The following is a 22,644-nucleotide window of genomic DNA, read 5'->3' as shown; positions in this document are numbered from 1 at the left end:
ACCTGCTGACGGGATCACTTCAGTAGGTCTCGTTCCAGTGCCGCAGCCGTCGCGCGCAACGTGCCGACCAGCATCGGAAGCTGTGCCTTCTCGTAGCGCACGCTCGGCAGCGAGACCGATATCCCAGCGACGACCTCCCCGTCTGCGCCGTGCACGGGTGCGCCGACCGCCACCACGCCCCGTTCAGATCGACCGTCGTTGAGCACGAATCCACTGCGTCGCGCGGCAGCCAGATCGGCCTGCAACGCGGCCAGGTCCGGCCGGTCCTGCGGGTGGTCCGCATATCGCTCGGCAGCATAGAGCGCTTCGACCTGGTCGACCGGCAGGTCCGCGAGAAGCAGCAGTCCGGCCGTGGTCCGATGTGCCGTCGAGCAGGTCGACGAGTCGGCGCAGGTGTGGCAGCGAGGCGACACGCAAGCGCGAGGCCGCCGACTGGGAGTGGGTTGCCAGCTCCAGTACCGGTCCGACCCGGTAGGCCCGGCCGGTATCGCGCACCGCGAAATCGCGGTAGACCAACATCGACAGCAAGCGGTGGGCGGTCGAGGTGGCGACGCTCAGGCGCTGGGCTACTTCTGTGACGGTCAGCGGGCCCTCGATCTGCAGCATCGTGGCGATACGCAGCGCGTTGTCGACACTGGCGATGGCGTAAGGGGGCGGGGACTTGAGCGGTTTGTCCATGAGGCACTCATTCTGTAGACCAGAATCTTCTTTTCTTTACAGCGAGGTACAGGTCACGATAGCCGCATGTCCACACCCGTCGAGAATCCCGTGAAGTTGAGTGCGGTCGCCGCCCCTGACCAGCCGGATGTGACTCCGGCGCTCGAAGAGCTCTACCGCGGCTTCGAGCAAGAACTGCTCGTGCCGTTGTGGACCGAGATCGGCGATCTGATGCCGGCCCATCCGCGTTCTCGCGCTCACCCGCACGTGTGGCGTTGGGAGAACCTGGTGCGGCTGGCCGACCAGGCCGGTCACATCGTGCCGGTTGGACGCGGCGGCGAACGGCGAGCGATCGCACTGGCCAATCCCGGACTCGGTGGCCGCCCGTTCGCGACGCCGACGCTGTGGGCGGCAATCCAGTACCTGATGCCGGGCGAGGACGCCCCCGAGCACCGTCACACCCAGCATGCGTTCCGATTCGTCGTCGAAGGCTCGGGCGTCTGGACCGTCGTCGGTGGCGATGCCGTCGCGATGAACCGCGGCGACTTCCTGCCACAGGCTGGCTGGAACTGGCACGCTCACCACAACGCAACCGACAAACCCATGGCGTGGATCGACGGGCTCGACATCCCGTTCCAGTACGCCAATGAAGCCCAGTTCTTCGAGTTCGGCCGCGACGAGATCAGCGATGCCGAGCGCATCACGCCCGATCGTTCGCGCTCCGAGCAGCTATGGGGTCACCCCGGGTTGCGGCCGCTCGGCATCTCCCACACAGCGGCCGGATCGCCGTTGCTGGCATACAGGTGGGAACACACCGATCGCGCCCTCGCCGACCAGCTCGAACTGGAGGCGAGCGGTTATCCCGGCACGGTCGAGCCAGGCCATGCCGCCGTCCGTTTCAGCAATCCGGTCGACGGCACCGACGTGCTGCCCACCTTGCGTGCCGAGGTGCACCGCATCGCGCGCGATGCCGAGACCACCCCGCTCCGCGAGACCGGTTCCAGCGTCTACCAGGTATTCGACGGCTCCGGGACTGTCACAGTCGGCGACAAGAGCTGGTTGGTGTCCCGGGGCGACCTGTTCGTCGTTCCATCGTGGGAGATCTTCTCGGCCAAGTCCGAGGCTGGCCGAACAGACTCCGACTCGGGCGCACTCGACTTGTTCCGCTTCTCCGACTCACCCGTTTTCGAGGCGCTCCGCCTCGACCGCATCAGCAAGGACGCCTGACATGAAGCTCGCCACGATCCGTACCGCCGACTCCACGGCAGCCGTCCGCCTCGACGGCGATCTGCTCATCGATCTCGGAGTCTCCGACCTGGGCGCACTCCTGGAAAATCCCGATTGGCAGACCATCGCGCAACACGCGGGCGGAACCGAGTACGCCGTCGCCGACGCCGACTTCGCACCGGTCGTGCCCCATCCCTCGAAGGTCATCTGTGTGGGACACAACTACACGAACCACATCAAGGAGATGGGTCGGGAGCTGCCGGCCTATCCGACCTTGTTTCCCAAATTCGCCGACACGTTGCTCGGCGCCCATGACGACATCGTCAAGCCCGACGAGACCGACGCCTTCGACTGGGAGGTCGAACTGGTCATCGTGATAGGCAAGGAAGTCCGCCGCGCCGACGAGGCCCAGGCCGAGGCAGCCATCGCGGGCTTCACCGTCATGAACGACATCTCGGTGCGTGACTGGCAGTTCCGCACGATCGAATGGACTCAGGGCAAAATCTGGGAGGCCTCGACTCCGGTCGGTCCCTATTTAGTCACACCTGACGAGGTGGGCGGCGTCCGTCCAGCCCTCAAGGTCAAGACCATCGTCGATGGCCAGGTCATGCAGGCCGACAACACCGGAACTTTGTTGTTCGACCCCGTCGACCTGGTCAAGTACATTTCGACGATGATCACGCTGCGGCCCGGGGACCTCATCGCGACCGGTACACCCGCCGGCGTCGGGCACGCTCGTGATCCCCAGGTCTACCTCGTCGGCGGCGAGACGGTCGTGACCGAGATCGAGGGTCTCGGAGCGTGCACGAATCGCATCATCAAGGACGTCTGATGGCCCGAACGCTCGAAGACTCCCGCCGCTGGACCGCTGACGGCAGTGCCCTCCTGCGCGCAACTGTCGCTGGGCTGACCGATGCGGAGGTCCGCACCGCGTCCTGCCTGCCGGAATGGACCGTCGGACAGTTGGTCGCCCACATCGCGGCCAATGCCGATGCACTCGGCAATCTCGTGCACTGGGCCGCGACCGGGATCGAAACCCCGATGTACCCCTCGGTCGAGGCCCGCCAGGCGGCGATCGAGCAGGCCCGCACCAAAGACGCTGGCGAACTGTTGGAGTGGCTGGACCAGGCAGGCAGTCAGCTGGAAGCCGGATTCGACGCCTTGAGCGAGGCCCAGTGGACCGCGACCGTCAAGACGATCCAGGGCCGGGCGATGCCGGCGACGGAGATTCCCTGGCTGCGGTCACGGGAGGTCCTCATCCACACTGTCGACCTTGACCGGGGGATCGGTTTCGCGGACCTGCCGGCCGACTTCGTCGAAGCGCTGATCGACGACATCTGCACCAAGCGGGACCTGGAACCCTCCGCGTTGCCGGCCGGTCCCCGGCACCAGGTCGCGGCCTGGCTCGCGGGGCGGCCGCATACCCTTCCCGAAGCGCCCCGACTCGGTCCCTGGCTCTGACCGGCAAGGGCGGGAGCGGCCACGCGTCACATCGCGCGACCGTGCACCGGTTTGTCGAGATCGCTGAGACGTGCGCCTGAGCCGCCCCACCGCTCGGCGATGACCTCCGCGATGATCGAGACCGCGGTCTCCTCCGGCGTCCGTCCGCCCAGGTCGAGCCCGATCGGACTGTGCAGTCGTTCCAAGTGGGCAGGCGTCAACCCGGTCTCGGCCAGTCGGTCCATCCGGTCCTTGTGCGTCGCCCGGGAGCCCATCGCACCGATGTACATCGGTGCCCGCTCCCCCTCCAACTGCAGTGCGAGTTCGAGCACCGGCACGTCGAACTTGGGATCGTGGGTCAGGATGCACAGCACGGTACGCCGGTCGATCCGGCCCGCCTCGACCTGCGCACGGAGGTAATCGTGCGGCCAGGCCACGACGACGTCGTCGGCGGCCGGAAACCGTGCCGCGGTCGTGAACACCGGGCGCGCATCGCACACCGTCACATGGAATCCGACGAGCGACGCGGCCCTCGACACCGCGGCCGCGAAGTCGATCGCGCCGAACACGATCAGGCGCGGACGCGGTTGGTGCGCCGCTACGAACACTCGCATGCCGGTGTCGAGTCGCTCACCATGCGGCCCGTAGGTCAGTACGCCTGTGGTACCGGCCGCGAGCATGCCCCGGGCATCGTCGACGACGGCCTCATCGATCCGGACCTGACCGGTCGATCCTGACTCCTCTGCCGGATCGATCACGATCCGACGCCCGATCATCTCTGCGATGGGATGCTCGATGATCGTCGTGACCGCGACAGGTGCACCATCACGGATCGACGACACCACTCGTTCCAACTCGGTGAAGCTCGCGGCCGAGATGCGCTCGACGAAGATGTCGAGGATCCCTCCGCAGGTGAGCCCCACCGCGAATGCTTCGTCGTCGCTGTAACCGAACCGCTCGAGGCGGGGCACCCCGTCGACCAGCACCTGTTCGCACAGCTCGTAGACCGCGCCCTCGACGCATCCTCCCGACACCGAGCCGGAGACGCTGCCGTCCGACTTGAGGATCATCGCGGCGCCGGCCGGCCGAGGGGCCGAGCGCATCGTGTGCACGACCGTCGCCATCGCGAAGGTCTCGCCATCGCGGGCGAGCTGCTCGATCTCCTCCAGCAGGTCACGCATGTTCCTCAGACATCCCCATCCGCAGACAGCGAGTGAGCTGCGTCACCGGGCCGCTGTCGAGTTGGAGAATATCCCAGATCATCTCGCGGACCAACCATCGTGAGGTCAGTCGCCGACTTCGCGAACCGCCGCAAGTGCCTCCGGGGTGTCGATATCGTGGCCCGTCGCGAGGTCGCCGCATTCGACGAGCTCGACACCGTTCGAGGTCAGATAAGCCGCCGCGCCTCGATCACCCACGAGGGTTTCGGCGATGGCGGACCAGTGCTCCCTGCCCAGCAGTACCGGGTGCCCGGGCCGTCCGGCGTACGTGGCTCGGGCCAGGGCTACAGGGGAACGGCGCGTCAAGAGCCGCACCATGACATCGGCACCCACGTCCGGCAGGTCGACGAGGTGGATCAGAGCCGATTCTGCGAGAGTCTCTGGGAGTGCGGCCAGACCCGCCTTCAGCGAGGCCCCCATGCCCTGCTGCCAGTCGGGCACGTCGACGACCACGACGTCCGAGGCGAGTTCACGACGGACCAGGTCGGCTTCGGCTCCTACCGCGACCAGAATGTCGGGGCAGCCGGCATTGCGCAACGTATCGACTGCGTCGACAACCCATGGACGTCCATCGTGGCCGGTCACCAGCGCTTTGGGCCGTCCCAGCCTGCGACCCGCGCCCGCGGCCAGAATCACACCGGCGACATGCCCTGCGGTCATCGACTCGCCTCCATGGCTGTTCAGACTAGTCGGCCAGCGCCGCATCGATAGCCTCGTAGAACTCCTGTTCAGTGTTCGGCTGGAGCTTTTCGCCGTTGAGGAAGAACGTCGGGGTGCCTGTTACTCCCGCCGCACGCCCGTCGTCGAAATCTCTCTGGACCCGTTCGGCAACCGCTGGACTGACCACATCACGGTCGTACTGGTCCATGTCGAGACTCAATTCTTCGGCGAAGGTGCGGAACAGGGGTGCCTGAGACTTCTGCTGCTCACCCCAGGTGGTCTGCGTCTCGTACATCTTTGAGTACATCTCCTCGAACTTGCCTTGGCGTGCCGCAGCTTCGACGGCGTGTGCGGAGGTACGCGAGTTCTTGTGTCCGGGCATCGGGAAGTAGCGCGCGACGAAGGTGACCTTGTCGGCATACCGCTCCCGCAGACCTTCCACGAATGGGTAGGCGGCCAGACAGCCCTCGCACTCGAAGTCGAGAAATTCGACCAGCGTCACTTTGCCATCGGAGGCCTCGTCGAGCCGGTGGCTGTCGGGACGTACGACCAGACTCGAGGCCTCGGCGCCTTCGACCGGATCGGACGAGGTCGAGATCTCAAGGCCGACCACTGCCGCGATCACCGCCACCAGTACGAGGGTGACAACCCCGGTCACCGCTTGGGGTTTGGTCAATCTCTTCATGCCGCCCTCTCGGATACGGGCACTCTTCGGCGGCCCGCAGCTGGCTCAAACCTAGGCAGCGTGGGCAAGTGCCCCGATCTCCGCTACTCAGCGCTACGACGCTCGATGAGAATCGTGTCGCGCCACTGGCCCGCATAGGGGCCGGACACCGCCCGACCGATCCGCTCGCGCCGGCCGACGGTGCGGAACCCATGACGCTCGTGCAGCCGAAGACTCATTTCGTTCTCCGGGAAGATGCTCGACTGGAGCGTCCAGATTCCGGCCTCTTCCGTCGACTCGATGACTTCGGCAAGCAGCAAGCTTCCGACGCCCTGCCCTCGTGCGCTCGGTGCGACGTAGATCGAATGTTCCACGACGCCTGCATAGACCGCGCGAGACGACACCGGGACGCATGCGGCCCAGCCGAGCACCGAGCCGTCGCGCTGGACCGCGACTACACGGTGTTCGACAAGACGGGTCGTATCGAACGTCTCCCACGTCGGAACCACCGATTCGAAGGTCGCCTCGCCCGTTGCGATTCCTGCGGCGTAGATCTGCTCGACCTGCTCCCAATCGGCGCTCGTCATCACCGTGACGACCACGTCTTCGGGTCTCATCGCTTCGTCAGGCTTGCCAGCGGGATCAGCTCGGGCTCTGCCGGGCCGCAGCAGCTTGCACCGTCTGTCGTGTCGCCGAAGTCGCCGGACCCGCCGCACACCCCGGTCTCGGGCAGAATCAACTCGACTTTGGCTGCGGCTTCGACGTCTCCCGCGAGATGGGCAGCGATCGAACGAGTCTGTTCGAATCCCGTCAGCGCGAGGAAGGAGGTGGCGCGGCCGTATGACTTCATTCCGACGATGAACAGATCCTTGTCCGGATGCGACAACAGATCGACGCCGTGGGGCTGGACCGAGCCGCACGAGTGGAATCTCGGGTCGATGTGCGGCGCAAGATCGCGGGGTGCGCCGAGCACGGGATCGACGTCGGTGCGCACCTCGGCGAGCAGCCCGTGATCGGGCCGGAAACCCGTAAGCGCGATGATCTCGTCGACACCGTCGATGCTCTTGCCGTCTGCGGACTCGATCCGGAGCCGTCCACCTGCCGTGCCGACGGACACGGTGTGGAATCCCGCGACCGTCGCGACCGATCCGTCCTCGACCGCATGGCGCGCGTTCGTGCCGAGGCGCCCGCGTGCGGCGAGCTCATCGGCGTCCTCCCCACCGAATGCGGACTGGACGGTTCCTCGCCGCGTCAGCCAGGTGATCTGAGTCCCCGGCTCAGTCGACGCCAAAGTCTGCAGGCCGACGATTGCTGTCTTGGCCGATGCGCCGGTGCCGGCGACAACGACGTGTCTGCCGGCATATCGCATCCGCGTGGTCGGATCCGCCAGATCGGGAACTCGATAGGAGATCCGATCGGCGTGGGCGTGTTCTCCTTCGGCCGCGATGCCGTCGCTGCCGAGCGGGTTGGTGTGCTGCCAGGTGCCCGATGTATCGATCACGGCTCGGGCGAGCAGACGGTCCGGGCCATCGGGGCCCGCGACGTGCACGACGAATGGCGTGGAGTCACGGTCGGAGTCGACCAGCAGATCGCGTCCGGCCTTGCTGACCGCGGTGACCCGACGGTCGTACGAGACGTTGCCGAGTGCCGCGGCGAGTGGGGCGAGATAGTTCGCCACCCAACCGGTGCCGGTCGGATAGGCCACACCGCTGGGCGCGACCCACCCCGTGCGTTCAAGGATCTGGCGCGCTCGTGGATCGATGAGTTCCGACCACGGCGAGAAGAGCCGGATGTGCCCCCACTCCGCTACTGCTGCGCCCGCGACGGGACCTGCCTCCAGCACGACGGTGGACACGTCGTAGGCGGCGAGATTGGCGGCCGCGGCCAGACCGATCGGACCTGCGCCGATCACGATGACTGGTAGATCGGAGTGTTCAGTCATGCCGCTGGTCCTTCCGTGGTGAATGATGCGATGAGCTGTTCGACACGACGCCTGATGTCGTCCCGCACGCGTCTGACGAAGGTGAGGTCCTGGCCCGCCGGATCGTCGAGCACCCAGTCCTCGTACCTCTTGCCCGGGTAGTACGGGCACTCGTCGCCACAGCCCATCGTGATCACGACGTCTGAGGCCTCCACCGCGTCGGCGGTCAGGATCTTGGGTTGCGCCGACGCGATATCGATTCCGACCTCGGCCATCGCTTCGACGGCGACCGGGTTCACCGCCGTGCCGGGTTGAGAACCCGCCGACAGCACTTCGATGCGGTCGCCGGCCAGGTCTCGAAGGAATCCGGCAGCCATCTGCGAACGTCCCGCGTTGTGGACGCACACGAACAGCACAGTGGGTCTGGTCACAGGTCTTGCCTTTCTGAAGCAGTGACGTTCTTCGCAACGAACAGTGGTCGCAGGCGCAGGGCCACATAGACCAGCGCGACGAGCACCGGGACCTCGATCAGTGGGCCGATGACACCTGCGAGCGCTTGACCCGACGTGACACCGAACGTGCCGATCGCCACGGCGATTGCCAGCTCGAAGTTATTGCCGGCGGCGGTGAAGGCGAGGGTCGTCGAGCGTCCATAACCGAGTCCGAGCAGCCGGCCAGCACCCATGCCGACCCCGAACATGACCGCGAAATACACCAAGAGCGGTACCGCGACCCGTACGACGTCCCACGGATTGCTCGTGACAGCGTCGCCCTGCAGGGCGAACAGCACGACGATCGTGAACAGCAGCCCGTACAGCGCCCATGGCCCGATTCGGGGCAGGAACTTCGACTCGTACGCGTCCCGTCCCCACCGGCGCTCGCCGAGGGTTCGAGTCAGGTAACCGGCGATCAGTGGGATACCGAGGAACACCAGGACGCTGACGGTGATCGTGACGATCGAGAACTCCGCGCTCGTGGTCGACAGCCCCAACCACTTCGGAAGGACCTGGAGATAGAACCATCCGAGCACTCCGAAGGCGAGGACCTGGAACACACTGTTGACGACGACCAGCACGGCAGCGGCCTCCCGATCACCGCAGGCGAGATCGTTCCAGATCAGCACCATCGCGATACACCGGGCCAGGCCGACGATGATCAGGCCTGTGCGCAGTTCCGGGAGGTCTGGCAGCAGTAACCATGCCAGCGCGAACATCAGTGCCGGACCGACGAGCCAGTTCAACACGATCGATGCACCGAGGAGGCGTCGATCATCGAGGACGTGGCGGGTCTCGTCGTAGCGCACCTTGGCGAGGACCGGGTACATCATGACCAACAGCCCGATCGCGATCGGCACCGATACGGATCCGACCTTGACGCCGTCGAGAACGTCGGCCACCCCGGGCCAAGCGTGACCGAGAACGAGTCCTGCGGCCATCGCGGCCAGAATCCACACCGGCAGCAGGCGGTCCAGCGTCGAGAGCTTGGCGGTGACCGCCTGCTCTTCACGTATTGTCACATCAGATCCCATCGAAGTTTGTCGATGCCTGAAGCGTAGCAACCCATCGACGAATGTCAATGCGTTGGCTAGAGTGGATGCATGGCGACAACAGCGACCTCCGAGCGCGATGAACTCAGCGCGTGCTGCGCGCCCCTGGTCTCCGAAGCGATCTCGACCGAGGACGCCGCAGCACTGGCTGCCAAGTTCAAGGCACTGGGAGATCCGACCCGAGTTCGCCTCTTGTCGATGGTCGCGGCACACGACGGCAGCGAGGCGTGCGTGTGCGATCTGACCGAGCCGGTCGGCCTCAGTCAGCCGACGGTCAGCCACCACCTCAAGATCCTCGTGGACGCCGGCCTACTGAGTCGAACCAAGCGCGGCATCTGGAGCTATTACGCGGTCGTGCCGGGGTCACTCGAAGCCCTCGCCGGCACCCTGGCGGCCGGCGCTCCGGCGGGTTCGTGACGTCAGGACCTGCATCGATAAAAGCGATCTAGTAGTCAAAATAGATCATCTCGACACCTGCATAGCTGCTCCTTACGCTGGACGTTCACGGCAATCGCCGACGTCCTCCGAAAGGTTCCCCATGCCCGTCACCCCAGTCTTCCCCGGCGCACCGCAACACGACGAGTTGATCCCGTGCAACTACGTCACTGCCGAGAATCTCCTCGAGGGCGACCCGCAAGAGCGTGCGTACATCTACCTCAGCACCGACGACAGCAGCTTCACCGTCGGCGTATGGGAAGCGCAACCTCACAGCGAACGGATCGACTCCTACCCCGGCGACGAGTTCTGCCAAGTCATCCATGGCCGACTGACACTCGAAGAAGCCGACGGCACAAGCCAGACGTTCACGGCGGGCGACTCGTTCACGCTCAAGGCCGGTTGGGCCGGAGTGTGGAAGGTCGAGGAACCCTTCATGAAGTACTTCGCGATGTCGGTGCCCCAGCAGTAGGTCGACTGCCTGCGCCGCGGAAGCTCACGCGAACTGCGAGATCCTCCGCGGCCCGGCACGCCCTAGGATCCGACCATGACGATTCGGACCCTCGCGGCTGCGATCACCTCGCTCGCGGTCATCAGCGGCTGCTCGAGCACGACGCCGCTCCGAACCGAGGCGAGTCCGACGAATGTCAACCGGGCGATCCAACCGGCAACCGCCGTCAAACTGAAACCCGCCGAAGATCTGCCGCTGATTGCAGAACTGCCCAAAAAGTTCGGCGAACGGGAGGTGTCCTTCACCGGTTTCGTCGACGACAACAACTTGTTCGGGACGATGGGACTGCCGGAGCCCGAACACCAGACGATTCCCGGGCCAATCGAGTCGCGGACATATCCGTTCATCTACGACCTCAGGACCGAGGAGTTCACGGTCCTCGACGAGTCGTGCAGGCGAGTCACCCCTTTTGTCGCCGACATCGCGGCAACGGCCGACAGCATCGTCTGGCTCGAAGGACACGACCTGGCGTTCGAAATTGGCGACTTCGAGATCCGCGCCTTCGACAGGAAGACCGGCACTGTGACGAAGCTCGGGCGGCTCACCGACACCAGCGGCAAAGTCATCTACGGAGATGATCTCCTCATCCACGAAGGCAACGCCTACTTCAGCACTCGCACGTTGGACCGCAAGAAGGGCAGGCGTCCGGCCATCCACGCGGTCCCCGTCGACGGCTCCCAGGCCATCAAGGTGTTGGTGCATGACGCCGAGGGGATCCAGCTCGACGGAGGCTCGCTCACGTACGAGCAGAACAACGTCCAGCAGGCACTCGATCTCGGGACCGGTGAAACCACACCAGTTCCCGCGAACCGGTTTGCCACCGATCCAGGCTTCTGCGGAGCAGGAACCACCAGGGCTTCCGAATACTGGTGTGTGGGTCGGCACATCGAGAACACCAACAAGACCGACGTCGATGATCCCGTGCTCACGTTCAAGGAGGCGTCAGGCCGCACGACGACGATCGCCACGCCGAGCGACGGCGAAGATCAGAACTACCCGGTCCCTCAGGATATTCGGGACTTCGGCGGCTGGATCGGGATAACGGTCTCGGGCGGCGACTGGCCGGCCCCGCAGTTCCTGATCGATCTCAAGACTGGAACCGCACGAATCATGCCGAAGGACACCATGCTCACCGAGACGAGTCCGGGAAACACCCTGGCGTTGTTCGCGAACGTCACACCCAAAGGCGATGCTCCTCAACGAGTCGTGAAACTGCCCCCGGCCTAGAACCGATTCACTGCAAGATATCTGCCCCCGGGCGGCCGTTCCTGCCTTCTGCGCCAGGTCCGAAGGCAGGAACGGCTCATGGTCAGTCTTTGGCTGGGCTGGCCGGCATGTGGCGTTCGAACCACATCATGACTCGGGTGAGGAAGTCGATCAACGCTGGAAAAGCGCGTACACCGTGACCCTCCAGCGGGTAGATGGCCAGCACCGACTCCACCCCCTGTCCACGGAGCGCATGGTGGAACTCCTGAGCTTGCGTGGGTGGTGTGCCCAGATCGAGCCCACCGGCGACGTTCAGGCACGGAGTCCTGACCTTGCTCGCGTGCAGCACGGGACTGCGGGTGTGCACTTGACTCCCAGGCTCTTCGGGGTTGGCGTCCAAGAAGGAGTTACCCCATCCGGCGACATTGCTCGTGAATCCCTGGCTGTACCAGTTCGTGACCGGAGCGACTGGCACCGCGGCGGCGAATCGGGTGTCCTGCGTGACCAGCCATGACGACATGAAACCGCCATAGCTTCCGCCGATCAGCCCGATCCGAGTGGGATCAACGAGTCCCTGGTCAACCAATGCGTCGATGCCGGAGAGGTAGTCGTGGGTGTCGGCCCCTCCCATGTCTCCGACCACACGTCCGGCGAAGTCCTGCCCTCTGCCCCCGCTTCCGCGGGGGTTGGGGTTGAGGACCGCATACCCGCGCGCGACCAGCATCGGAACCCATGCGTAGTGCAAGGACCAGCTGTCCCGGAAAGCCCAGATCGGACCGCCGTGGATATTGACGACCAGTGGGAAGGGCCCCTCGCCGTCCGGCGTGCACAGGATGCCCTCGATCATGAGGCCGTCCGGCGCCGTCCACGACACCGGACGGGACGAACCCGCGATCGAGAGCAGGTACTTGGAGCCTTCGTGCGCCACCGATGCCAGTACGTGTGTTCCCTTGCGGTTGACGGCCACGACCTGCTGGGGCACAGAGTAGGAGTCCTGGATCAGGAGGACGCTATCGGCACTTGTGAAGGTGCCCTCCGGATAGAGCGGCCCGCACGAGAGCGAGGTGCTGTAGAGCTCGGTGAACTCGTTGGTATGGACGCTGATGGAACCGGCCACCGAGTCCAGGCCGCGCTGACCGAAGAGTCCCAATGTGTCGTCATCGACCCACTCCAGTGATGTGACGTCCGTACGCCCCGTCTCGACAGTGGCCTGCTCGTTCGACTCCAGATCCACGAGCACCAGATCGCCGGCGAGGATCTTGCGATCGCTGCACACCGCCTGAATGACCGCAACGTAGCGACCGTTCGGCGAGGCGGCAGGAACTCCCAGCTGCACATCGCTTGTGCAGATTTCGCGCTCCCGCCCACTCTCCAGCTCGATCGACCACAACGAGGCGCCGTACCACGCATCTTCGTCGGGAGTTCTGCTCGCGATCACCGCGACCGCGCCGTTGCCGCACCAGCTCGCTTCCCAGACATTGAGCCCCTCAGGCGAGATCTTGGCCAACTCGCCGGATCTCAGCGAGTAGGTCCACAAGGATCGCCAGGCGGACTCTTGAACCCCCTCCTCGATCTGCGGGTGCCACGCAGGCAGGTCGGTGGGGGCCGAATGGTTGACTCCGGACCCCTGGCCACCCGCAAGATGGGCACCGAATCCGGCGACGCCCACGAGCAGAGTTTCGCCGGTCGGGGACCATTGGATGTACTCGATCGTGCCGTCGACGGCAGGAGCCGCCCAGGCCCGGTCCAATCGGTCGGCCGCCGCCACGAACAGCTGGAATGTTCCCGCTTCATCACGATCCGACAAGAACGCGATGTAGTCGCCGTCAGGTGATGGACGTGCGTTGCGGGCCGACGCGCGACCCTCCAGGACCGGGACGAAAGCCTGATCGCGGACCTTGAAGATGGACGTCCGGGGTGCCCCGTCGAGCTGATCCAGCACCGCCCCGGTCACGAACACATCGTTCCCGTCAGGGGACACCTTGACGTCCATGACCGAGCTAGGGCGACCAAAGGCCGGTTCGTGCAGCTGCCTGAGGTGCTCGGTGACCGATGCGTACTCGCTGGTCCCTCGAATGTCCTTCATCTGTCCTTCTTCCTCGTTGTCTGTGTCCCGCAGGTGTGAGCTATTTGGCTGCGGGCTTGATCCGGCCAACCCAGTCACCGAATAGCTGGGTCCACTGACTCAGCGCGCCGTCGTAGGCCAGTTTCTGGCTCAGGGCGAATCCCTGCTGTGGCGCGATGATCCCGACGTAAGCGGCATCGTCAGCAGCGGCCTTCATCAGGCCTTCGGCGGCACGGGTGCGCTCCGCGACCTCGGTCGAGCTTGCCTGAATTTGCAGCAGTTTCTCGGTCTCCGCGTTGTAGTAGTCCGACGTGTTGAAACCGTTGGCTTTGGCCTGCTCCTTGTTCATCAGCACCTTGGTCCACGCGTATGGGTCGGGGTAGTCGCTCGCGAGCCGCATGGCCTGCATCCCCAGGTCGTCGTGGCTGTAGATCGCACCGAACCAGTCGGCCGAGGACACCGGCTTGATCGTGAGTGTGATGCCCAACGACTTCAGGTTCTCCTTGAGCGTCTCGGCGACCTTGACGTCGTCGGTTCCTGTCACCACCGGAAGGGTGATCTCCAGACCATCGGCGTACCGTGACTTGCTCAACTCCGCCTTCGCCTTCTTCAGGTCGAATGCATAGTCGGGCAGATCTGCGTACAACTTGTTGACCTCGTCGGCCGCGAGAACACCGCTCCAGACTGATTTCGGCAGCGGGGTGACCAACGGGTCCGCGCGGCCCTTGAAGATCGCCTTGGCGATGCCCTCACGATCCACGGCGTACGAGATGGCTTTGCGCAGGTGGACGTCGTCGAACGGCGCCTTCGTGACGTCGAAGGAGTAGAACGAGGAGGCCGTTCCCGACACATAGCCGACGTTGATCTGTGAGATGGAATCCCACGAGCTCGACTGGGAGAGCGGAACGCTCCAGGTGGCATCGACATCACCCGACTGCATCGCGAGTCGTCGCGCCTCCGGATCGGCGATGACGACATAGGTGATCGTCTTGGCCGCCGGCTTGTCGCCCCAGTAGCTCTCGTTGCGCACCAAGGTCGCGCCCGTCGTGGGCGAGAACTTCTTCGTGACGTAAGGCCCCGTTCCGATCGTCATCGCGCTGGGGGTACCCAGATCCTTGGGGTGCGCCTCGACGAACTTCTTCTGCACGACAGGCCACGCGAAACCTGGCACGTACTTCCAGTAAGGGTCCGCTGCCTTCAACGTGACGGTGACCTGCAAGTCACCTGTGGCGGCCACACTCTTGACACTTCCGAAATAGGACGAGTATTCACTGGCGACCTTAGGGTCCATCTGACGTTCGATCGAGAAGACGGCGTCCTCGGCAGTCAGAGGACTGCCGTCGCTGAACTCGACGCCGGGCCGGAGATCGTAGACATAACTCGTCGGGCTTGCTTCCTTCCACGACTTCGCCAGCCGGGGCACGAGCTCACCGTCCGGCTCATACGTCAGGAGGCCTTCAAGCACCTCATTGTTGATGAGCGAAGAGGTCCCGTCATAGGCATGGGCCGGATCGAGGCTCCGCCCTCCCGCGCCGAGCGCCACTTTCAGCTCGGGGATGTCGCCGGAGCCGACAGCCCCGAAGGACGATTTCTTGGGCGAGGTCGAGTCCTCGCTCGAGCTGCACCCGCTCATGGTCATTGCGGTCACCGCTGCAAGAGCAGCGACCAGCATCTTGGTACCTGACTTCGTGCACGCCAGCCTCATAGGTCCTCCACGCGAGATCTGAACGGCCGGTCGCCGCTTGGAAGGAGCGTATGAACTAACGCAGGAGGTCAACGACCGGTGAACGTCGAAAATCGTGGGCGGTCATTTCGGCGTATGTAGAAGGTATGTTCACCCCGCTCGAGCGACTGCTCCGCTGGACGGGAGAGCATGCGGTCAGATTACGTCTGACCTATTTCGCCCGCGCCGAGTTTGGGGCGACCGTCGCGTTGCGCCTTGGGTCGTAGCCGCTTCTCGGCAGGCCGCTCGACCAGAACATGCAGCGCCCATGAGGCGGCGACTGCTGCGGCAAGACTGACAAGAATCAGGACCATAGCCGCAGCCGTGGTCAGGTCTTCCTTCGGATGGCCTGCACGACTGGCAAGTTCGAACACCACCGCGAGCACTTGTGTGTGGACGAGGTAGAAGCAGTACGACCAGACGCCGAGCTTGACGATGACCGGGGCGCGGAAAACTGACGGTCGCTGCCGGATGTCTGCACTCGCTGCCGCCACGACCAGCAGCATGAACGGCACGAGCGTGATGGATGAGACTGCGAAAGTCGCGGGAACCTGGGTCGCGACCAGCACCGCTGCCACAGACAAGACACCGGCCTGGCTGAGGCTGAGCGGCGATCGCATGCCGCGCTTGACCGCAACGGCAAGGATGATCCCCACGATGAATTCCGCAAGTCTGGTCGGCGGGAAGAAGTCGACCAGCCAGGTTCCGACGCTTTCAGGTTGAGACCCGACGCACGCCCAAGCGACGGCCGCGATGAACGCAATCAGCACCACAGTCATGAGCGCGAGAGCCTTCGACGAAGCCCGGTTGATCACCGGCATCAGCCACGGGAAGACGACGTAGAAGAACGCCTCGCACGACAGACTCCAGAACACCGCCGACGCCGCGAAGTAGAAAGTCTGATCGGGAACCCACGACTGAAGTAGCGTCAACGGCACGAAGGTCGACGCACCGATCGCTTTGCCATCCAGTGCCATGATCGCCACGGCGCTCAGCCATGCGACCGCGTAGGCGGGATAGATACGAGCGAACCGTCGCTGCCAGAACGCCCGATGCGTGTCCCCGCTGCGCAGCGACCACGCGAGCACGAAACCGCTGACGATGTAGAAGAACGAGACGCCTGTGTTGCCCTTGCCGAGCGGATCAAAGCTCAGACGATCCAACCCATAGGCGCCGGCATGAAATCCGAACACGAGGAACGCGGCGAAGAACCTCAGTCCCGTCAACGAGTCCAATCGTGTGCGGGTGCTGTTCGCATCTGTGGTCACCGCCAGAGACTACCGAGAATTTTATCTTCTTGTTTATCGCGCACCGACCGCACACGTGGTCAGGATAGGGGCGTTGGTCGCCATCTCCTCCATGCATCCCAAAGGGAGTACGACAGCGTCGCAGCGCCTATGGCAGCCCAGATGTCGTCGCGATCGTTGAGGCAGTCGATCAGGAACACTGTTATGAAGACGATCGGGAGCAGCGACAGCCACTTCCGCATCTGCTCGCTCACGGCACCACGGTATCCGAAGCACGATCCGCACCGACGGGGATCAATGGCTTACATTCCTGAAGAAAGGTGAGCCGCCTATCGGAATCGAACCGATGACCTTTTCATTACGAGTGAAACGCTCTACCGACTGAGCTAAGGCGGCCAAGGTTCGCCGAGGATCGCCCGGTGAACCGATAAATGAGTCTACCGGGTGGTCGAGAGCACGCGTCACCGACCCACCCCCGTAGAATCACCCGCGTGACTGACGCGACGCAGGCTGAACTCGAAGAGATCCGCGCAAGCATCGACAATATCGATGCGGCGCTCATCCATGTCTTGGCCGAACGTTTCAAGTACACCAAGCGAGTGGGCCGGCTGAAGGCCGAGCATGATCTACCGCCCGCTGATCCGGCCCGCGAAGAACGGCAGATCACCCGGCTGCGGACGCTGGCCATCGAGGCCGACCTCGATCCGGCATTCGCCGAGAAGTTCCTCAACTTCATCATCGCCGAGGTCATCCGGCACCACGAAGACATCCGTAGCTGACATTTACCTCTGGTCGCAGGTCGCCTGCGACCACTAGTGTGCTGGCATGGCTCTCCTAGACGACATCCTCACCCAGCTCCCGCCCGGCACGCTCCAGCAGATCTCCGATCAGGTCGGAGTCGCACCCGACAAGGTCGAGTCCGTCATCCAGGACAGCCTTCCGGCTCTGCTCGGCGGTATGGACAAGAACGTGCAGAGCGACGACGGCGCTGCCTCACTCGCGAACGCGCTGGGCGCCCACGCCAACGCAAACCCCCTCGGTGACATCGGCGGCTTGATCAGCGGTGTCCTCGGCAGCGGCATCCTCGAAAAGGTCCTCGGCGGTTCGACCCCTGACGTCTCCGATGCCATCGCCAAGAACAAGGACGGCGTCTCCGGCCCTGATGTACAGAAGATCCTCGCGATCGTCGCACCGCTCGTCATGGCGTTCTTGGCCAAGAAGGCCACCAGCGGCGGCAAGGCCGATTCCGGCACCGTCAAGGACGTCGTCAGCAAGGCCAACTCCGAGGCCAAGCCCAGCTCGCCCGACATCGGCTCGATCCTGGGCTCAATCTTCGGCAAGTGAGTTCGGGCGGTGCGTTGGCGTCCAGATCCGCGCCGGGCTTGGACGCCAGCGCACCGCTCCCCAGGGGTTGAGGGTTAGCTTTCCTTGCAGACGGTTCCCTTGTCGGGGACCGTGCCCTTGACCAGGTAGGCGTCGATCGCGGCTGCGACACATCTGTTGCCTGAGAGATAGGCCGTGTGGCCATCGCCCTCCCGGGTCAACAGCACGCCGGAGGAGAGCTGCTCGGCCAGCGCCTCGGCCGACTCATAAGGAGTGGCCGGGTCACGGGTGGTGCCGACGACCAGGATCGGGGCGGCACCTTCGGCGTCGATCTCGGGGATCGGGTGAGTCGGTTTGATCGGCCAGTCGGCGCAACCCAACGCTCCCCATACGAGGGCGGGCCCGAAGACCGGCGATGCCTTCGTGAACTTGGGGATCTGGGCCTGTGTCTGGGGCAGAGTCAGCGAATCGCCGCCGTCGAGACAGTTGATGGCATAGATGACCTGGCTGCCGTTGCCGGCATATGTGCCGTCGGCCTGACGCTCGAAGTAGGCGTCGGACAACGTCAGCAGGATGCTGCCGTCGCCGTCGAACGCAGCCTCCAGAGCATCGCTCAGGTAGTCCCACGTCGCCTGGTCGTACAACGTGACGGCGATCCCGAAGAAGGCCTGACTCTCGACGAGTTGGCGTGTCTTGCCCGCCTTGAGCGGCTTGGCGTCCAGTTGGTCGAGTAGATCCACGATCTTGGTCACACCTGCTTGCGCGTCATCACCGAGCGGGCAGCCCTTCGATTTCACACAGTCCTTGGCGTAGGCGCTCAACGCCCGCTGGAAGCCGGTCGCCTGGGCATAGCTCCCCTCGACGGCATCCTCGCTCGGATCAACCGCTCCGTCGAGCACCATCCGACCGACCTTGTCGGGAAAGAGGTCGGCGTAGACCGCACCCAGCAGCGTTCCGTACGACGCGCCGAACCAATCGAGTTCGGTGCGGCCGAGCAACGCCCGCACGACGTCCATGTCACGAGCCGTCTCGACCGTCGAAACGTGCGCCGCCAGTTCACCTGAGTTGGCGAGACAGGCCCGACCCAGCGTCGTGGTGCTGGCCCGCAACGCGGCGATCTCGGCAGCGTCGTCGGGCGAGGAGTCGGTGGCCACGAACTGATCGAACTGCTTGTCGGACAGGCACTTCAGCGGTGAACTCTGACCCACTCCCCGAGGGTCGACGCCGACGATGTCGTACGTCTTCAGCACCTCGGTCGGGAACCGGTTGAACATCGTGTCGGCGAAGTCGATCGCGGACCCACCCGGACCACCCGGATTGACCAGCAGGCTCCGGGTCGCACCGTCACCGGGATGCACCTTGATGCGCACCCTGGTCGTGGCACCGTCAGGCACGTCGTAATCGATCGGCACCGTGACCCACGCGCACTCGGCCGAACCCGAGCCGCACGACGACCAGGCGAGCTTCTGCGTATAGACCTTCTCCAGGCCCTTGGGGGCGGGCGCATCGACCGGCGTGGGCCTGGTGAACGTGGCGTCCTTGTCTCGAGTCGCGAAGGCCGCGTACACCGCGACGCCGATCAGCAACGCGAAGAGGACCGTCAGGAGCAAGGGTGTGCGGGCACGACTCACCGGCGAAGTCCAATCATCATGCGTTCGAGGGCCAGGAGCGGTGCCGCATTGGCGGTCAGGGCGACCCTGCACTCGACGATGGCATCGATGGCCTGGATCGTCGACTCGGGCGTCCACACCTGAGCCATTTCGGCGATGTCTTGGACAACATCGGCGTTGACCAACTCGATGTCGTCGGCGCACTGCCGAGCCAACACATCTCGACAGAACGACAACAGGTCGAGCAGCACGCCGTCGATCGCATCACGTGCCATCCGTTTGCGACGCCGATCTTGGTCCTTCTCGAGCGTCGACCGAGCACCGGCATATCCCGCGGGGCGACGTCCGCGTTCTTCCACACCCCAGGCGGACCGGAGATCGGTCATCTCTTTCTCGTCCTGCGGATCGCAATAGTCCTTGGCCCGAGCCTGCGCCTCTTCGTTGATCTGATTGGCAGCCCGCAGGCAGTCACCCAGATCATGCATCGAGGCCGGGATCGACAAGATCATCTTGCGCCGCTCACGTGCGGCCGAATCGCGTGCCAGCCCCCGCGCCCGACCGATATGTCCCTGCGAGGCAGCTGCGACGGCCTGCGCCATGGCCGGCTCGATGCCATCGCGCTCGACCAGCAGCCGGGCGATCGCCGCGGTTCCGGGGGTCCGCAGGATCACCGAGCGTGACCGCGAGCGCAGAGTGATCATGACGTCTTCGGCCGACGGTGCGCACAGCATCCACACGGTGTGCTTGGACGGTTCCTCGATCGCCTTGAGCAAGGCGCCGGCGGCCTTCTCGGTGAGCCGGTCGGCATCTTCGACGATCAGCAGCTGCCATCGCCCGAGCGCCGGACGCAATGAGGACGCCCGAACGTACTCGCGGATGTCGTCGACGCCGATCGAGAGACCCTCGGTCGTGATGACCGTGATGTCAGGATGGCTGCCGGCCCGTGCCGTGGTGCACGACTGACAGTGGCCACAACCACCGTTCTCGCACTGCAATGCCGCCGCGAAGGCCAGCGCGGCATTGGAGCGTCCGGAACCGGGCGGTCCGGTGAACAGCCACGCATGGGTCATCGAGCGGCCGTCGCCACCTGCCGAGGCCACAGCAGCGCGCAGCGTCTCGACGACGGGCTCCTGGCCGACGAGCTCGGACCACACGTCCACGACGGTCATCGCACAGCCTGTCGCAGCCACGGTTCGACCGCCACCCGGATCTGCTGGTGGATCTCGTCGGGAGTGCCGCCACCGCCGACCACCAGGTAATGCTCGGGATCTACCGCAGCCAGGTCGAGGAAGTGCTGCCGAACTCGCTGGTGGAACTCGAGCGGCTCGGATTCAATCCGATCAGCGCCCTCGAACCGGGTATGGCCGATCGCGGGATCGATGTCGAGCACGATCGTCAGGTGCGGGCGCAGATTGGACGTCGCCCATCGGGCCACCGGCTCCAGCTCGGAGATCTCGAGTGCCCGACCGGCCCCTTGATAGGCCAACGTGGAATCGACATATCGGTCGGTCAGCACGACGGCACCCTCGGCCAATGCCGGAAGTACGACGAGATCGACGTGCTCAGCCTTGTCGGCGGCATAGATCAACGCTTCGGTGCGCGGCGACAGCTCGCCGGTCTCATTCGACAGCACGATGCGGCGCAGGACTTTGCCGACCTCGGTCCCCCCGGGCTCGCGGGTCAGCAGAACCCGCTGGCCGAGGCTTTCGAGCCATTCGACGAGCAGCGCGGCCTGAGTCGACTTGCCGGCACCCTCGCCGCCCTCCAGCGCGAGGAACACCCCGGTGTCGGTGAAGAGCGGATCCATGGTGTCGAGCGTAGTCGGTGCCCCCGTCAGGGCCTTTTGGTGCCGCCGGGTCGCGGCCCGTGCACAGCCTCGAACGCTTCGACGTCCTCGGCCGGGGCGTACTGACGTTCGGCGAAGTACTGCTCGATCCTGCGCCAGTTGCTCTCGGATCTGGTAAGCAACAGGTATTTCTTGCGCGGACCGGCGGTACCCAGCACGATCTCGGGAGTGCGGAGGTCGACCTTTATGCGGTTCGCACGCGCGAGCATTCTGATTGCTTTGGCCGAATAGTAGGAGACGTGACCTCGCGAATACAGATAGGTGTGCTTGGCGAAATTACCGCCGTCGTAGACATTGGTCGAGCACACGAGGATCCCCTCGGGCATCAGCAGTCCGATCAATCGTGCGAACTCGGTCCGCGGATCGGTGAAATGCTCCACGACCTCGCACGCGATGATCAGATCGAACCGTTTATCGGTTCCGTCGCGGATGTTGATGAAGTCGACCTCGCTGGTCAGCTCGACCACATCGCTCATCACGACCCGCTCTACCTCCGGCAACCGTCCGATGTGCCGGTAGTCCAGGCTCCGGCCGGCCCCGAACACCATGACCTGCAGGTCCTCACGGTCCAAGATCTCGATCCCCATGGTCGCCATGTGGAATTCTCGGCCCCGATGCTGCTCGGTACCCACCCGCGGCGTCAGCCTGAAATTCTCGACCGATGTGAAAGCGCCGTAGTCGACCGTGTTGTCGAAGTTCGACAGATATCCGCAGCGCTCGCACACCCGGATCTCATAGGTTCGGTTCTTGCGGGGAACCGACGTGACTCGGGTGCGCCGCGAGCCGCACACCAGGCAGGCAACCGCACTTCGGGTCGGAACCAATCTGCGGAGACGGCGCGCAACGCCACGACCTGCCTGGCCCGGATGCCGGACGAGCGTGCGAAGGCGTTGCGTCGCAACCATGTACGACAGGTACCCGCCCGCCGAGGCCTCACCCGACTTCGGGCCGGGAAATCTGCTTGACCAGCTTCTGCGGGGCGAGCAGACAGAAACTCTCGGTGATCAGCTCGGCGAGTTCGTCCCAATCAGTCTGCTCGGTCACATGCATCGCCATGACATCGCGCCCCCACCCGGCATAGGCGAATGGGTAGCCGGCCTCGCGCAACGCAAGCAGCTCTTCGCCCGGCACCCGGAACGTCACCGCCGTGACTTCACCGTCGAGATCGAACGCACCTTTGAGCACTGACGTCTCACGCTCGTCGACCGACAGCAGATGCGCGACGGTGCGCTTGCGAACCCGCCACCGCACGCCGATCCAGGCCGCCTCCTCGTACACCTCGGGGAGACCGAGGCAGATGGCGCGCACCCGGTCGAGGAGTTCGGCAGGCAGGTCGGACATGG

Annotated in this window: 25 protein-coding genes, 1 tRNA gene and 1 pseudogene; 8 read left to right on the top strand and 19 right to left on the bottom strand. The window is 64.6% G+C overall.

Features of this window, described 5'->3' with window-relative positions; all coding sequences use genetic code 11:
• Positions 1-14: 14 nt before the first annotated feature.
• Entirely contained in the window at positions 15-413 is a 399-nt protein-coding gene (locus tag ACXJKC_RS16635) for an IclR family transcriptional regulator domain-containing protein (RefSeq protein WP_456697859.1), read from the bottom strand.
• A 133-nt stretch (positions 414-546) separates the two neighbouring features.
• Positions 547-606: pseudogene (locus ACXJKC_RS16630) on the bottom strand (hypothetical protein); the annotation flags it as partial.
• Between the two features lie 138 nt (positions 607-744).
• On the opposite strand from ACXJKC_RS16630, the gene ACXJKC_RS16625 reads away from it, so the two are divergent.
• From ACXJKC_RS16625 to ACXJKC_RS16615, 3 genes are read left to right on the top strand one after another with little or no spacing between them, the layout of a single operon-like run.
• Positions 745-1,884, top strand: a complete 1,140-nt coding sequence (locus tag ACXJKC_RS16625) for a cupin domain-containing protein (protein WP_456697858.1) — start codon at positions 745-747, stop codon at positions 1,882-1,884.
• 1 nt (position 1,885) lies between these two features.
• Positions 1,886-2,716, top strand: a complete 831-nt coding sequence (locus ACXJKC_RS16620) for a fumarylacetoacetate hydrolase family protein (protein ID WP_456697857.1) — start codon at positions 1,886-1,888, stop codon at positions 2,714-2,716.
• Positions 2,716-3,345 (top strand): maleylpyruvate isomerase family mycothiol-dependent enzyme, encoded by a 630-nt coding sequence (locus ACXJKC_RS16615; RefSeq protein ID WP_456697856.1) that lies wholly within the window; start codon positions 2,716-2,718, stop codon positions 3,343-3,345. Before ACXJKC_RS16620 ends, ACXJKC_RS16615 begins: the two co-directional genes overlap by 1 nt.
• A gap of 26 nt (positions 3,346-3,371) precedes the next feature.
• On the opposite strand, the gene ACXJKC_RS16610 is transcribed toward ACXJKC_RS16615, so the two are convergent.
• The 7 genes from ACXJKC_RS16610 to arsB form a co-directional block, all read right to left on the bottom strand.
• Positions 3,372-4,505, bottom strand: coding sequence for an XdhC family protein (locus ACXJKC_RS16610; protein ID WP_456697855.1), 1,134 nt, complete (start codon positions 4,503-4,505; stop codon positions 3,372-3,374).
• Positions 4,506-4,610: 105 nt separating this feature from the next.
• Positions 4,611-5,204 carry a nucleotidyltransferase family protein gene (locus tag ACXJKC_RS16605; RefSeq protein ID WP_456697854.1) on the bottom strand — a complete coding sequence of 198 codons (594 nt, stop codon included), beginning with the start codon at positions 5,202-5,204 and terminating at the stop codon, positions 4,611-4,613.
• 25 nt (positions 5,205-5,229) lie between these two features.
• Positions 5,230-5,889: a DsbA family protein gene (locus ACXJKC_RS16600; protein WP_456697853.1), complete on the bottom strand. Its 660-nt coding sequence runs from the start codon at positions 5,887-5,889 to the stop codon at positions 5,230-5,232.
• An 83-nt stretch (positions 5,890-5,972) separates the two neighbouring features.
• Positions 5,973-6,485: an N-acetyltransferase family protein gene (locus tag ACXJKC_RS16595; protein ID WP_456697852.1), complete on the bottom strand. Its 513-nt coding sequence runs from the start codon at positions 6,483-6,485 to the stop codon at positions 5,973-5,975.
• A complete protein-coding gene (locus tag ACXJKC_RS16590) occupies positions 6,482-7,810 on the bottom strand; it encodes an NAD(P)-binding domain-containing protein (protein WP_456697851.1) in 1,329 nt (442 codons plus the stop codon). The genes ACXJKC_RS16595 and ACXJKC_RS16590 overlap by 4 nt, the downstream gene beginning before the upstream one ends.
• The gene (locus tag ACXJKC_RS16585; RefSeq protein WP_456697850.1) at positions 7,807-8,220 is read right to left on the bottom strand and encodes an arsenate reductase ArsC; all 414 of its coding nucleotides are present in this window, start codon (positions 8,218-8,220) and stop codon (positions 7,807-7,809) included. The genes ACXJKC_RS16590 and ACXJKC_RS16585 overlap by 4 nt, the downstream gene beginning before the upstream one ends.
• Positions 8,217-9,317 carry an ACR3 family arsenite efflux transporter gene (gene arsB, locus ACXJKC_RS16580; RefSeq protein ID WP_456697849.1) on the bottom strand — a complete coding sequence of 367 codons (1,101 nt, stop codon included), beginning with the start codon at positions 9,315-9,317 and terminating at the stop codon, positions 8,217-8,219. Before arsB ends, ACXJKC_RS16585 begins: the two co-directional genes overlap by 4 nt.
• Before the next feature lie 69 nt (positions 9,318-9,386).
• Here arsB and ACXJKC_RS16575 point away from each other — a divergent pair, with 69 nt between their 5' ends.
• The 3 genes from ACXJKC_RS16575 (at position 9,387) to ACXJKC_RS16565 (ending at position 11,508) form a co-directional block, all read left to right on the top strand.
• On the top strand, positions 9,387-9,752 hold the full coding sequence (locus ACXJKC_RS16575; protein WP_456697848.1) for an ArsR/SmtB family transcription factor: 366 nt from the start codon (positions 9,387-9,389) through the stop codon (positions 9,750-9,752).
• A gap of 121 nt (positions 9,753-9,873) precedes the next feature.
• On the top strand, positions 9,874-10,242 hold the full coding sequence (locus tag ACXJKC_RS16570; protein WP_456697847.1) for a cupin domain-containing protein: 369 nt from the start codon (positions 9,874-9,876) through the stop codon (positions 10,240-10,242).
• 75 nt (positions 10,243-10,317) lie between these two features.
• Positions 10,318-11,508, top strand: coding sequence for a hypothetical protein (locus tag ACXJKC_RS16565; RefSeq protein ID WP_456697846.1), 1,191 nt, complete (start codon positions 10,318-10,320; stop codon positions 11,506-11,508).
• An 82-nt stretch (positions 11,509-11,590) separates the two neighbouring features.
• On the opposite strand, the gene ACXJKC_RS16560 is transcribed toward ACXJKC_RS16565, so the two are convergent.
• The 5 genes from ACXJKC_RS16560 to ACXJKC_RS16540 all read right to left on the bottom strand — a co-directional run bounded on the left by ACXJKC_RS16560 (position 11,591) and on the right by ACXJKC_RS16540 (position 16,918).
• On the bottom strand, positions 11,591-13,573 hold the full coding sequence (locus ACXJKC_RS16560) for a S9 family peptidase (RefSeq protein WP_456697845.1): 1,983 nt from the start codon (positions 13,571-13,573) through the stop codon (positions 11,591-11,593).
• Between the two features lie 40 nt (positions 13,574-13,613).
• Positions 13,614-15,257, bottom strand: coding sequence for an ABC transporter substrate-binding protein (locus ACXJKC_RS16555; protein WP_456697844.1), 1,644 nt, complete (start codon positions 15,255-15,257; stop codon positions 13,614-13,616).
• Positions 15,258-15,436: 179 nt separating this feature from the next.
• Positions 15,437-16,543 (bottom strand): acyltransferase family protein, encoded by a 1,107-nt coding sequence (locus tag ACXJKC_RS16550; RefSeq protein ID WP_456697843.1) that lies wholly within the window; start codon positions 16,541-16,543, stop codon positions 15,437-15,439.
• A gap of 59 nt (positions 16,544-16,602) precedes the next feature.
• Positions 16,603-16,776 (bottom strand): hypothetical protein, encoded by a 174-nt coding sequence (locus ACXJKC_RS16545; RefSeq protein WP_456697842.1) that lies wholly within the window; start codon positions 16,774-16,776, stop codon positions 16,603-16,605.
• Positions 16,777-16,845: 69 nt separating this feature from the next.
• Positions 16,846-16,918 (bottom strand) — tRNA-Thr (locus ACXJKC_RS16540).
• A 95-nt stretch (positions 16,919-17,013) separates the two neighbouring features.
• Between ACXJKC_RS16540 and ACXJKC_RS16535 the strand changes: the two genes are divergently transcribed.
• Both ACXJKC_RS16535 and ACXJKC_RS16530 read left to right on the top strand, forming a co-directional pair.
• The gene (locus ACXJKC_RS16535; RefSeq protein ID WP_456697841.1) at positions 17,014-17,301 is read left to right on the top strand and encodes a chorismate mutase; all 288 of its coding nucleotides are present in this window, start codon (positions 17,014-17,016) and stop codon (positions 17,299-17,301) included.
• 46 nt (positions 17,302-17,347) lie between these two features.
• The gene (locus tag ACXJKC_RS16530) at positions 17,348-17,866 is read left to right on the top strand and encodes a DUF937 domain-containing protein (RefSeq protein ID WP_456697840.1); all 519 of its coding nucleotides are present in this window, start codon (positions 17,348-17,350) and stop codon (positions 17,864-17,866) included.
• A 74-nt stretch (positions 17,867-17,940) separates the two neighbouring features.
• Here ACXJKC_RS16530 and ACXJKC_RS16525 read toward each other — a convergent pair whose 3' ends face one another.
• From ACXJKC_RS16525 to ACXJKC_RS16505, 5 genes are read right to left on the bottom strand one after another with little or no spacing between them, the layout of a single operon-like run.
• A complete protein-coding gene (locus ACXJKC_RS16525) occupies positions 17,941-19,476 on the bottom strand; it encodes an alpha/beta hydrolase (RefSeq protein WP_456697839.1) in 1,536 nt (511 codons plus the stop codon).
• Positions 19,473-20,624 (bottom strand): DNA polymerase III subunit delta', encoded by a 1,152-nt coding sequence (locus ACXJKC_RS16520; RefSeq protein WP_456697838.1) that lies wholly within the window; start codon positions 20,622-20,624, stop codon positions 19,473-19,475. Before ACXJKC_RS16520 ends, ACXJKC_RS16525 begins: the two co-directional genes overlap by 4 nt.
• Positions 20,621-21,262, bottom strand: a complete 642-nt coding sequence (tmk, locus tag ACXJKC_RS16515) for a dTMP kinase (RefSeq protein WP_456697837.1) — start codon at positions 21,260-21,262, stop codon at positions 20,621-20,623. Before tmk ends, ACXJKC_RS16520 begins: the two co-directional genes overlap by 4 nt.
• A 26-nt stretch (positions 21,263-21,288) precedes the next feature.
• Positions 21,289-22,206: a class I SAM-dependent methyltransferase gene (locus ACXJKC_RS16510; protein ID WP_456697836.1), complete on the bottom strand. Its 918-nt coding sequence runs from the start codon at positions 22,204-22,206 to the stop codon at positions 21,289-21,291.
• A gap of 28 nt (positions 22,207-22,234) precedes the next feature.
• Complete coding sequence (locus ACXJKC_RS16505) at positions 22,235-22,642, bottom strand: MmcQ/YjbR family DNA-binding protein (protein ID WP_456697835.1); 408 nt, start codon at positions 22,640-22,642, stop codon at positions 22,235-22,237.
• Positions 22,643-22,644: the final 2 nt, after the last annotated feature.

This window comes from Aeromicrobium sp. P5_D10 (assembly GCF_054049535.1).
Note: the sequence above shows the minus strand (reverse complement) of the source record. Positions and strands in the feature narration are given on the sequence as shown.

Coding starts and splice junctions, on each gene's coding strand:
- ACXJKC_RS16625 (WP_456697858.1), top strand. CDS start 745: ATGTCCACACCCGTCGAGAATCCCGTGAAGTTGAGTGCGGTCGCCGCC.
- ACXJKC_RS16620 (WP_456697857.1), top strand. CDS start 1,886: ATGAAGCTCGCCACGATCCGTACCGCCGACTCCACGGCAGCCGTCCGC.
- ACXJKC_RS16615 (WP_456697856.1), top strand. CDS start 2,716: ATGGCCCGAACGCTCGAAGACTCCCGCCGCTGGACCGCTGACGGCAGT.
- ACXJKC_RS16610 (WP_456697855.1), bottom strand. CDS start 4,505: ATGCGTGACCTGCTGGAGGAGATCGAGCAGCTCGCCCGCGATGGCGAG.
- ACXJKC_RS16605 (WP_456697854.1), bottom strand. CDS start 5,204: ATGACCGCAGGGCATGTCGCCGGTGTGATTCTGGCCGCGGGCGCGGGT.
- ACXJKC_RS16600 (WP_456697853.1), bottom strand. CDS start 5,889: ATGAAGAGATTGACCAAACCCCAAGCGGTGACCGGGGTTGTCACCCTC.
- ACXJKC_RS16595 (WP_456697852.1), bottom strand. CDS start 6,485: ATGAGACCCGAAGACGTGGTCGTCACGGTGATGACGAGCGCCGATTGG.
- ACXJKC_RS16590 (WP_456697851.1), bottom strand. CDS start 7,810: ATGACTGAACACTCCGATCTACCAGTCATCGTGATCGGCGCAGGTCCG.
- arsB (WP_456697849.1), bottom strand. CDS start 9,317: ATGGGATCTGATGTGACAATACGTGAAGAGCAGGCGGTCACCGCCAAG.
- ACXJKC_RS16575 (WP_456697848.1), top strand. CDS start 9,387: ATGGCGACAACAGCGACCTCCGAGCGCGATGAACTCAGCGCGTGCTGC.
- ACXJKC_RS16570 (WP_456697847.1), top strand. CDS start 9,874: ATGCCCGTCACCCCAGTCTTCCCCGGCGCACCGCAACACGACGAGTTG.
- ACXJKC_RS16565 (WP_456697846.1), top strand. CDS start 10,318: ATGACGATTCGGACCCTCGCGGCTGCGATCACCTCGCTCGCGGTCATC.
- ACXJKC_RS16560 (WP_456697845.1), bottom strand. CDS start 13,573: ATGAAGGACATTCGAGGGACCAGCGAGTACGCATCGGTCACCGAGCAC.
- ACXJKC_RS16555 (WP_456697844.1), bottom strand. CDS start 15,257: ATGAGGCTGGCGTGCACGAAGTCAGGTACCAAGATGCTGGTCGCTGCT.
- ACXJKC_RS16530 (WP_456697840.1), top strand. CDS start 17,348: ATGGCTCTCCTAGACGACATCCTCACCCAGCTCCCGCCCGGCACGCTC.
- ACXJKC_RS16520 (WP_456697838.1), bottom strand. CDS start 20,624: ATGACCGTCGTGGACGTGTGGTCCGAGCTCGTCGGCCAGGAGCCCGTC.
- tmk (WP_456697837.1), bottom strand. CDS start 21,262: ATGGATCCGCTCTTCACCGACACCGGGGTGTTCCTCGCGCTGGAGGGC.
- ACXJKC_RS16510 (WP_456697836.1), bottom strand. CDS start 22,206: ATGGTTGCGACGCAACGCCTTCGCACGCTCGTCCGGCATCCGGGCCAG.
- ACXJKC_RS16505 (WP_456697835.1), bottom strand. CDS start 22,642: ATGTCCGACCTGCCTGCCGAACTCCTCGACCGGGTGCGCGCCATCTGC.